The organism is Methylibium sp. (genome assembly GCF_013817365.1).
Classification (GTDB): Bacteria; Pseudomonadota; Gammaproteobacteria; order Burkholderiales; family Burkholderiaceae_C; genus Methylibium.
Window position 1 is genome coordinate 1 of the sequence record NZ_JACDCU010000106.1, and the last position, 9,913, is coordinate 9,913.

At 65.7% G+C, this 9,913-nt stretch carries 10 protein-coding genes and 1 pseudogene; 6 read left to right on the forward strand and 5 right to left on the reverse strand.

Translation table 11 applies throughout. The annotated features are described in order from the left end of the window. The first annotated feature begins 352 nt into the window (after positions 1-352). Together H0W38_RS08655 and H0W38_RS08660 are read left to right on the forward strand one after the other, a co-directional pair. A complete protein-coding gene (locus tag H0W38_RS08655) occupies positions 353-508 on the forward strand; it encodes a hypothetical protein (RefSeq protein ID WP_292452926.1) in 156 nt (51 codons plus the stop codon). A 2-nt stretch (positions 509-510) separates the two neighbouring features. Further along, on the forward strand, positions 511-2,205 hold the full coding sequence (locus H0W38_RS08660) for an ATP-binding protein (protein ID WP_292452927.1): 1,695 nt from the start codon (positions 511-513) through the stop codon (positions 2,203-2,205). Between the two features lie 91 nt (positions 2,206-2,296). Here H0W38_RS08660 and H0W38_RS08665 read toward each other — a convergent pair. Next, positions 2,297-2,395: pseudogene (locus tag H0W38_RS08665) on the reverse strand (transcriptional regulator); the annotation flags it as partial. Positions 2,396-2,905: 510 nt separating this feature from the next. Beyond that, positions 2,906-4,477 carry a methyl-accepting chemotaxis protein gene (locus H0W38_RS08670; protein ID WP_292452929.1) on the reverse strand — a complete coding sequence of 524 codons (1,572 nt, stop codon included), beginning with the start codon at positions 4,475-4,477 and terminating at the stop codon, positions 2,906-2,908. Between the two features lie 677 nt (positions 4,478-5,154). Between H0W38_RS08670 and H0W38_RS08675 the strand changes: the two genes are divergently transcribed. The 3 genes from H0W38_RS08675 (at position 5,155) to H0W38_RS08685 (ending at position 6,059) form a co-directional block, all read left to right on the forward strand. Continuing rightward, a complete protein-coding gene (locus tag H0W38_RS08675; RefSeq protein ID WP_292452930.1) occupies positions 5,155-5,343 on the forward strand; it encodes a hypothetical protein in 189 nt (62 codons plus the stop codon). Positions 5,344-5,461: 118 nt separating this feature from the next. Continuing rightward, positions 5,462-5,728, forward strand: a complete 267-nt coding sequence (locus H0W38_RS08680; RefSeq protein ID WP_292452931.1) for a hypothetical protein — start codon at positions 5,462-5,464, stop codon at positions 5,726-5,728. A 67-nt stretch (positions 5,729-5,795) separates the two neighbouring features. Continuing rightward, a complete protein-coding gene (locus tag H0W38_RS08685) occupies positions 5,796-6,059 on the forward strand; it encodes a cupin domain-containing protein (RefSeq protein ID WP_292452932.1) in 264 nt (87 codons plus the stop codon). Positions 6,060-6,212: 153 nt separating this feature from the next. Here the strand turns inward: H0W38_RS08685 and H0W38_RS08690 are convergent, their stop codons facing one another. The 3 genes from H0W38_RS08690 to H0W38_RS08700 all read right to left on the reverse strand — a co-directional run bounded on the left by H0W38_RS08690 (position 6,213) and on the right by H0W38_RS08700 (position 8,170). Continuing rightward, on the reverse strand, positions 6,213-7,217 hold the full coding sequence (locus H0W38_RS08690; RefSeq protein WP_292452934.1) for a DUF4142 domain-containing protein: 1,005 nt from the start codon (positions 7,215-7,217) through the stop codon (positions 6,213-6,215). A 472-nt stretch (positions 7,218-7,689) separates the two neighbouring features. Beyond that, positions 7,690-7,959, reverse strand: coding sequence for a type II toxin-antitoxin system RelE/ParE family toxin (locus H0W38_RS08695; protein WP_292452935.1), 270 nt, complete (start codon positions 7,957-7,959; stop codon positions 7,690-7,692). Next, on the reverse strand, positions 7,943-8,170 hold the full coding sequence (locus tag H0W38_RS08700) for a DUF6290 family protein (RefSeq protein WP_292452937.1): 228 nt from the start codon (positions 8,168-8,170) through the stop codon (positions 7,943-7,945). The genes H0W38_RS08695 and H0W38_RS08700 overlap by 17 nt, the downstream gene beginning before the upstream one ends. Positions 8,171-8,814: 644 nt before the next feature. On the opposite strand from H0W38_RS08700, the gene H0W38_RS08705 reads away from it, so the two are divergent. After that, the gene (locus H0W38_RS08705) at positions 8,815-9,780 is read left to right on the forward strand and encodes a hypothetical protein (protein ID WP_292452939.1); all 966 of its coding nucleotides are present in this window, start codon (positions 8,815-8,817) and stop codon (positions 9,778-9,780) included. The last annotated feature ends 133 nt before the right edge of the window (positions 9,781-9,913 follow it).

Below are 9,913 nucleotides of genomic sequence, written 5' to 3' on the forward strand. Positions count from 1 at the left end.
GTCTACGGGAGCCCAACAAAGCGCTCAAGCGCGGCGGCGTGGTGCGGCAGTTAAGTCTGTCGGCGATCGGCCTGGATCGCGGCGCTGCGCTCGTACTGATCTGCCGGCCCAGCCGGCTGACACCAGCCGTTTCTTGCATACGACAGCATGGCGCTGTCGATTGCCCGGCTTGCCAATGCAGCCCCACCTCAGAAACAAGGTACTCGACATGACCACCCATGCTGGCTGCGCCTTGCCAACGGGGGCGGCCTGGCCTCAATGTTGGCTGACGGGCATCCGCCGTAGACTATTACCAGCCCGAGCCCGGTGCCGCGCTCGCCCTTGGTCGTAATAAATGGCTCGAGACTACAAAGTGGTCGTCACCGTCAGCGACCTGACCGGCTACGGCCAGCGTAACGACATCGAGCGCGCGGTCGCGGCCGGCTTCGACCATCATCTGGTCAAACCGCTGAATCCCGATCAGCTGACCGCGCTGCTCGGCGGCGTCGCCCCGACGGTGAGGCATTGAACGTGCCGTCGCCGACCGCCAAGCCGCTGTCTGCGCGGGTCGCCGCGTTGCACAGTTACGGCGTGCTCGACACGCCGCGCGAGGCCGACTTCGACGACCTCGTCCAGCTCGCCAGCGAGATCTGCCAGACGCCGTTCTCGGTGGTCAACCTCATCGACGAGTCGCGCCAGTGGTTCAAGGCCGAAATCGGTTTCGGCGTGCGCGAAACGCCACTCGATAGTTCGATCTGTGCTCAGGTGATGCTCGAGCCCGACTTGGTGGAGATCGGCGACCTGACGCAGGACACGCGCTTTGCGTGCAACCCGCTGATCACCGCCGGACCGCAGTTGCGCTTCTATGCCGGCGCGCCGCTGACCACCGCTGAAGGGCACGTGCTGGGCACGCTGTGCGTACTCGACACCCAGCCGCGCCGACTCGAAGCGCGGCAGCGCGCGGCGTTGCGCGCGCTCGGCAACCAGGTGGTCGCTCAGCTCGAGGTGCGCCGCCAGGCGCGGCTGATGGCCGAGCGTGCCGAACGGCTGACCCAGTTGGCACGCGCGTCGCGCGCAATCAACGCCGAGTTGTCGCTCGATCGCATCGTCGCGTTGCTAACCGACGAGTCGCGAGCGCTGACCGGCGCGCTCGCGGCGACGGCGAGCGTGCCCGCAATGCCGTCGCGCGGCGCGGTGCTGGAGCACCGCAGCCCGCCGCCGGGCAGCGACGACGTCGCCGTACCGGAACCCGACGACGACACGCTGGCGGCCAGCGTGCGCAGCAGCAACCGCGCGCAACGCCGCGCGCCGTTGTCCGCGTCACAAGCCGGTCCGGCCAGCGGCGGCTGGCTCGGCGTGCCGCTGCTCGGCTCCGGCCAGCGCAACCTCGGCCTGCTGTACGCGGTGCACGCGCCGGGCGCGGCCTTCACCGACGCCGACGAGGCGGCCCTGACGCAGCTTGCCGCGGTGGCTGCGATCGGCATCGAGCACGCCACGCTCGTCGAGGCGCTGCTTGACCAAGACCGGCGCAAGGACGAGTACCTGGCCACCATCGCGCACGAACTGCGCAACCCGCTGGCACCGCTGCGCACCGGGCTCGAGCTGCTGCGCCGTGCCGGCACGCTGGACGAGGGGGCGCTGCGCACGCGCGACATGATGGAGCGCCAGGTCCTGCTCATGGTGCGGCTGGTCGATGACCTGCTCGACGCGTCGCGCGTCGGACAGGGCAAGCTGGCGCTGCGTACCGAGCGCCTGGTGCTGGCCGACGTGGTGCGCGAGGCGGTCGAGTCGAGCGCGCCGCTGGTCGAGGCCGCGGCGCATAAGCTGACGCTGCGCTTGCCGCAGCAGCCGGTGCAGCTCGCAGGCGACGCGATGCGGCTGGCGCAGGTGTTCGGCAACCTGCTGAACAACGCCGCAAAGTACACGCCGGCGGGCGGCAGCATCGAACTGCGAGCCACGGTGGCCGGCGCCGTCCTCAGCGTCACGGTTGCCGACAACGGCGCCGGCATCCCGCCGGAGATGCTCGACGCTGTGTTCAAGCTCTTCACGCAGGTCGGGCGCCACCAGGGCATGTCGCAAGGCGGCCTGGGAATCGGGCTGTCGCTGGCGCGCGAGATCGTCACGCTGCACGGGGGCACCCTCACCGCACACAGCGACGGCGTCGGCCGCGGCGCTGCGTTCACCGTGACGTTGCCGGTCGAAAAGGCGGCCGGCGACGCCGGCTAGCACGCCGCGGCGCGATGACCCCGGCGCCGGAGCGGCCGCCCGGTGTAGCCGGGTTCGTAGGTGACGACGGGAAACTGCGCCAGCAGCAAGCCCGCGGCGTGTCGGCCCGGGCGTCGGTGGCGATGCCGATGTCGGCGCTGCCGTCCAGCAGCAGTTTGGCCACCTGCTTGGGCGAGCCCTGGTGCAAATGAGCGCCACCCCGGGTCAGCGGTAGTCGATCAGCACCTTCATCATGAAGCGGTCGACCGTTAAAGACATGGTCTGGACTCTCTATGTCGAAACGACGGCATCGTGGGTGATGCTGTCAGGGTTGCGGCCCCGGTGTGTCCTGCTCGCAAGCGCCGCGCGCCCTGAATTCAGTATGTCGGCACCGGCGCGCCGAGCTTCAGCGAATGGTCACGAAATCGGAACACTGGTAGATGACGGCTCTTGAAGTCGTGCGTTCCGTCATGTCGCCATGACACCAGCCCTGGGGGCCTCTGGGAACCGAAGGTCTGTGCTGCCCCCGGTGGGCGTGAAGGCCCACTCGGTCAGCTGACGAGAGCCAGCATCGAGTCGGCTCACGAAGGTCACGGTCTTGGGGAGCGGTCACTCGATTGGCTTCGCCGATGAACGATAGCGATCAACCACGCCAATTGAGCCGCTGGCGATATGCAGATCATCACCGCCATCCTGGATAGGGGAGTCATCGAGAAGATCCTCACGCCGTCGTCGGTTCGAGTCTGAAGGAGCCGACCACCTCGGCGAGCGACGCAGCCTGGTTCTTCAGCGCGTCCGCGGCCGCGGCGGACTCCTCGACCAGCGCCGCATTTTGCTGCGTCGCCTGGTCCATCAGCGTTACTGCTTGATTGACTTCCTCGATGCCTTGGCTTTGCTGTTCGCTTGCGCTCGTGATCGCGCCAATGATGTCGCTGACCCGCTTCACGCTCATCACCACGTCGCGCATGGTGCTGCCCGCCTCGTCGACCAGCCGGGCGCCGGCCTCGACCTCATCGACCGACTGGCCGATCAGCGTCTTGATCTCTTTCGCCGCCGCCGCGCTGCGCTGCGCCAGGCTGCGCACTTCGGTTGCGACGACCGCGAAACCACGCCCCTGCTCGCCGGCACGGGCCGCTTCGACTGCTGCATTCAGCGCCAGGATGTTGGTCTGGAACGCGATGCCATCGATGACACCGATGATGTCGACCACCCGCTTCGACGCCACGTTGATCGCACCCATCGTGTCGACCACCTTGGCCACCGCCTCGCCGCCCTTCGCGGCGACGTTCGACGCGCTTGCTGCCAACTGGTTGGCCTGCTGCGCACTGGCTGAGTTCTGTTTGACTGCGGACGTCAACTCTTCCATCGACGCCGCGGTCTGCTGCAGTGAGCTGGCCTGCTGCTCCGTGCGTGACGACAGGTCCATGTTGCCGCTGGCGATCTGCGCCGTCGCCGTGGCGATGCTGTCGGTGCCGGCGCGCACCTGGCCGACGACCTGGTACAGGTTGTCGCGCATCGACTTCATTGCGAACAGCAGGCTGGTCTTGTCGCCGGGCCGGGTCTGCACGTCGACGCTGAGATCGCCGGCGGCGATGCGCCCGGCAATCGCCGCCGCGTACGCGGGCTCGCCGCCGAGCGCTCCGAGCACCCAGCGCGTGAGCACGATCGCCACTCCCAGGCCGGCTGCCATCGCCAGCGCAAGGACGCCGTACAGGCCGCCTGTGGCCTGGCGGTAGTTGCCTTCGGCGCCTTCGACATGGTTGACCAGCTGCTTCTTTTCGTGGTCGATGAAGGTCTTCCAGGCATCGATGTAGACCGTCTGCAGCGCGTTGGTCTCGGTGAACATCAGCGCGGTGGCTTTGTCGTGGGCGCCGGCGTTCTTCAATTCCAGTACTTGATTGCGGCTCTTGCCGTAGGCGGCACGCCGTGCCTTCACGTCGGCGAGCAAGGCTTTTTCATCGGCGGTCGACAGCATCGGCTCCAGTGCTGCCACGTTGTCGTTGACCGCTTTGACGGTCGCCACCAGCACGGCTTGCGCTGCCTTCAGCGATTGTTCATCGGCGGCGGGCTGGCCTTCCGAGGTGACGATATAGGCGAAAGCCCGTGCATAGTCATAAGCCTCACGGATGTTGTTGTTAGCGATGTCGCTCTTCGGCAGGACCTCACTGGTGACGACGCGGAAGCTGCCCATCGTGGCGCGCAAGGCGGTGCCACCGACGAGGGCAATGATGGCGGCAAGGAGCAGCACCGCGCCGAAGCTCAGCGCCAGCCGGGTTCCCAGTTTCAGATTCATCGTGAGCCCTTTCGCGCGCCTCGCGGGCGCGGTGCTGTTTGGAAGTGATGCCGAACTGCATAAGGCGGCGTGAGCCGTGTATTTCGGCGTCAGATGGGAATACTTGATGCTGCGCGGTAGCGGCGGGCGCGCGGGGTGCCAGTGTCAAGCTGGCCAGTCGAGGGGCTTCGAGCCTTGCAACGAATCAACTCCTTCGGCTGGCGCCAACCGAGGCGTTGGCGGCGGAAGCGGATGAGACCAGTCGCTCGATGCCCTGCTGTTGGGGTGACCCGGTCTTGCAGTGACGGATGCAGCGGGCGCGTAACCCAGAGGGTTTGGCCATACCCGCCGCGGTCATCATGTGTCTGGACGTCTGCCTGACGCCGTCGGCCCTGGCGCCGACGTCGCCAGCGCCTGGCGTGGCAGCACCGACCGGCTCAAAGATGCTGCGGCGCCACGCTTGGCCATCGCCGCGGAACCAGGCGTGCGCCTCGCCGCACAGCGGCCGCGACCAGGAGCGGAAGTAGCGCATGTCGGTAGTTCATTGCCTCCCGTTCCGCCGGCATCCGTCGCGCGCTCACTGCACAATTACGTGGACGGTGTGCGGAGCTCCACGGAGGGCATCAGTTCACCCCCCAGACCCCGGCATTGCGCTCACTGGCCATAGATACTTTGTCCCTTGCCAACGGGAGCTTTCAATGGCCGCATCAGCAACGAACGAATTACCCATCCAGGGCGCCGAGCCACAGCCGGAGACCAAGAAGGTCACGACGCTCAACTACGATGCAGAGGCGGTGTCGCGCCTCGTTCGCCGAGGCATCCTTGAGCCAGCGCGCGAAGGTCCACCGCAGTTCGAGCTGACGATGCCGTACGTGAGACACCTGTAAGGCGCGGACGGTACGCCCGAATCCTCGAGGCCTGGGTCGAGGAGCTCGGACTTGACCCGGCCGACTACGGCACGCACTCGATGAGGCGAACCAAAGCGACGCTAGGCTGCTGACGTCGTTGGCGGCTGGCTCACTGGCACCCGGGCCCGCCGTCGTCATCGCCGCCCATGCGGAACGCTGCCCGCGCTGCCTGGCGCGGCTGTACGAGCTCGAAGCCATTGGAGGCGTGCTGCTCGAGGAGCTCGAGCCGGCCGTGCTCGCGCCCGATGCGCTCACACGCACGCTGGCCCACATCGATGCGCCGGGCAGGCGCGCCAAGCCGCTTGCGGGCAAGCCTTCCGGCAGGCGTGGCGTGGCCGCGCAGCCTGCGCGGTGCCACGGCTAGCGCTTGGCGCCGGATCGCGCCCGGCGTGCGCTGGAGCCGGGTCACGCTCGCCGACGCAGCCGCCAACGTGTACCTGCTGCGCGTTGCTGCTGGCAAGGTTCTGCCGGTGCACAGCCATCGCGGCGGCGAGCTCACCCAAGTCCTGCACGGCGCCTTCCACGACGGCAACGAGCGCTTCGCTGCCGGCGATTTCGACGAAGCCGATGACAGCGTCCATCACCAGCCAGTCGTTGCAACGTGCGGCGAATGCATTTGCCTCACCTCGGTCGAAGGGCGTGTTGCGTTTGACGGCGCAATCGCGCGCGTGCTGGGCTCGCTGCTCGGCATGTAGGTCGCGTGACTAGCGCAGACGTTCCGCAAGAAAAGCCAGGATGCGCTCGACCGCCTCGTGAGTTGGCTCGCCTTCGCGATCGATGAGACCGATGGTGAGCACGCTGTGCGGCGGCTCGGGCTGAGGTTTCGCCGACGCGCCGGGGAGAGATTGCTAACCCTTCATCCGACCTTGCAGCGTCTTCGCCTTTTCGAGGTGTGCGGCGATCTCGGCCCGCGTTTTCGCAAGATGGTTCTTCAAGGGCTCGTTGCTCGCTGCCTTGACGAGGTCGTTGTCGATCATGTTCAGCGCTTCCTCGTGGCCTTTGATCATGGCCGCGATGTAGGCACGCTCGAACGGCTCGCCGTTCAGCGGCACGAGCGCGGCAAGCTCTGCCGCGCCCTTCTTCTGCACGCGTTCGACCTTGGGCGTGTTGACCGGTGTGACGCCGATCTGTAGACCCAGTTTCATGGTCTGGTCCATGTTCATGCCGTGGTGCTCGTGCAGCATCTTCGCGTAGTCCATCACCGGCGCACTGAGCTTCTTCATCTTGGCTTGCCCGGCCGCGAGCACTTCGTTCATGTCGACGGCGATGACGGTAGCGAGGATCTCCGCATTGGCCGTTCCTCTCGATGCAGCGGGTGCTTCGGCTGGTGGCAGAGGTGAGCCGGCGATGACCGGCTTGTCGGCAAAGGGCGTGGCGCTCGCGCTCGGTGGCTGGAACTGAAGCGCCTCGACATAGGGCGGGTGCTTGCCCGCCACGTCCTGCTTGACGATGTCGCCGAAGGCCTGCCGCGCCTGCGCGACGGTCTTCTTGCCGGTGACGATGTCGTGATCGAGGTTCAAGGTCAGGATGTTGTGCCCTTCCAGATCGCAGCGCGCCGACAGCTCGCCGACCGTGCGGTTGATCGTGCTGCTGGCATCGAATGCGATCAAGTCGCCGACCTTGTCCTGGGGCACGTCGTAGGCGATGGTGTGCTCCAGAAAGTCCACGTGCGGCAGAGGGAAGTTGTGCGGTGTTTCGAGCTTCAGAACTGCGATCCGTTTAAAGGCGCCGACGTTGTGCCAGACGAGCCGCTCGGACGTCACCTCGTGCGGACGGCCGTACTTGGCCATCATCTGAGCCGCCCCGAGCCGCGGGCGCTCCGGCCAAGCGGCGATGATCTGCTCCGCCGACATTGCACTCGTCCGTTGGAGATCGGGCGCCGCAGCACCGCTCGGCATTGCCGAATTCCGATTCATAGAATTGCAGCCCGTCAGAAGGGTGGCCGCTGCGGCGGTCAGCAGAGCGGATAACTTCATCGCGTTCATGTGATTCCTTTCGCGAAAGCGGGACGCTTTCGGCTGCTAGCCGGTGAGCAAACCGCATGCCTCATTGATCGGCTGGACCACGAGATGGGATTCGACCGGCAGAGTCATCACCGCGGCGCAGTCACTGCAACGAGCAGACCAGCGACGACCTTCCGGTGCTTCTGTCCGATGCTCAAGAGGGGGCAGCGGAGTACCACACCCTTTCGCGCGGGCCTTATCACCGAGGACGGCCTAGCGTCCGGCTAAAGCCGGAGCCGAAGAGGCGAGCCGATCCAGGACCGAATCGAGGGAGCTCAAAGGAGAAGCTTCTAGCGAGCTGCTACAGCTGCTTCTACGCCGCTCAACAGTAGACGTCTTTTCGGTTACCCATCTCGATCACCAGGATGCGAAGGGCGCTGTCCTCGATGTCGCAAATGACGCGGTATTCGCCGACTCGGTAGCGCCAGTAGGTGCCCAGCGTCGGGCCGGTCAAGGCCTTGCCCAGGCTGCGAGGATCTTCGTGGGACGCCAGGCGCTCGCGTAAGAAGGCGAGGATGCGTTTGGCATCGTTCCGGTCCAGCTTTCCGAGCTGCTTGGCCGCCGTACCCGTCAGCTCAATCCGCCAAGCCAAGCTGACGCTCCACGTCCTCGAGGCTGTAGACGGGCTCTTGGCCCTTGCGGACGCGTTCCATCGTGGCTGAGGCCAAGTAGAAATCCTCCAAGTCCTCCAGTCCGTTTGTCACCAGCTCGCGCAGGTAGTACGCCTTGGTGCGGCCCGTCATGACCGCCAGGTGGTCGAGCCGCTGTTCAATCTCCGGGTCGAGTCGGATGGAAGTCGCCATCGTAGAGCCTTTCGATATCTGTATTCAGTGTATCGCACCTGCATAGGTGAACTCTGGCCACGGACTGTCCGCCGTGGTCGCCCTGAGCGTCGGCCGACAAGGAAATGGCCGTAGCGCTCACGTTGCGTGGCGGTCAGGAAGCTGACGGGCATGAGACGCCAGCACTCTCAGCTTGGCAGAGCGTGACTTTGAACATAAATCGAGAGGCAGTTCTTCACTGCATCGGCAAGATGCACTTCATAGTCATGATCGTCTTCTTCCTGGAAATCGACCTATGTTGACCCTCAATCCGCTTCCTTGGTGGACGACACGACGCCCGCGGGGCAGGAGGTGATCCAGCTTGCCGACGGCTCGCACAAGAACCATCGTGTGTTCGCGCGACGGTGAGTGCATGACACTGGACGATCCGCCGGCACCCGTATCGGCGGTGGGTCTTCGCACGTCCTGGCGCGAGTTCATCAATTGACCCAGTTTGCCCGGTCGATCAGCGCCACGCCTGCCACTCGGAGAAGCGCTCGCCCGGTGGTCGCTTTGTACAAGCCATGACACTGCACAGTTCTGCACCTTTCCCTGTCATCGAGTTCGATGCCCTCAATGAGTGGGAGTGGCCTGCGCCGCCGTTCGTGTTGCACTGCGCGCCGATCGTGGCCGGCGTCTTGCAGCCCTGCCGCATTGAAAGCCGCAGTGGCGCGTGCGTCGAGATGCAGCTGGTCCGGTTCGATGCGGCCGGCGCAAGACTCGTGTTGAGGCCGCACGGCGAGGGCACCGAGGTGTCCGTGCCTTTCTCGCGTTTTCGACGGCTCACACTGACGACTCCGGTCGCGCCGCTCAAGCAGCTCGCGGATGCGCCGGCAGAGCAAATGCCGACCCCGGCAAAAGTGCGGAGCTACAAGATCGAACTGACCGGCTCCTCCGGGCTGCTGACCGGTCGTTCTGCAGGCCATGTCGAACGAGCCGAAGGGCTGTATCTGTTCTCGCCGAACCAGGACGAAACGTCCGTCGACCGTGTCTTCGTCCCTCGTTCCGCTTACTCGGGCGTCGAGTTCGGTCGAACGACCCCGCAAGCCGCAGCCGAGCAATGGATTGCCACGCCAGGCGAGCTGCTCGCGGCAATCGAGCGCCAGGCGCGGATGCCGCTGCTTCCGATCGGTCAGTCGCTGCTCGCACTGGGATTGCTGACCTCTGCGCAACTGGACCGTGCCCTCTCGCGGCAGTCGGACGATCGGCCTCTCGGGGAGACACTGGTCGAAGAAGGAGTCATCTCTCGCTCTGAACTGCAAACTGCGCTGGCACACAAGATGGGGTACCCCTTGGTCGATCTGGCGCGCTTTCCGATCGATCCGCAGGCAGTGCGGCGGGTCACGCCACGAATGGCTCACTGGGCTCGCGCGGTGCCGCTGATGCTCGACGACAAGCGCCTGATCGTGGCAGTGGACAAACCAGAGCGCGTTTCACGCCTGCGCTCCTTGCACGCCCTGGCCCACCTCAGCGTGATCGCAGCGCTGGCACCGAAGGCGAGCATCGTCCTTGCGATTTCAGCCATGCCCACAAAGGATGTCTGGTTCCAGACGGCGAAACCGCACGGCGAATTCTTTGCAACCACCGCTTGAGCAAGGCCGAATCGAAGCGGGTGTGATCGCGACGCGCTTTTAGGGCGCCGAGAGCGGCGCCAGCGCGGTGCGCAATGCCGCCAAATCGACCGGCTTGACCAGGTGCTGGTCGAAGCCGGCGCTCACCGAGCGG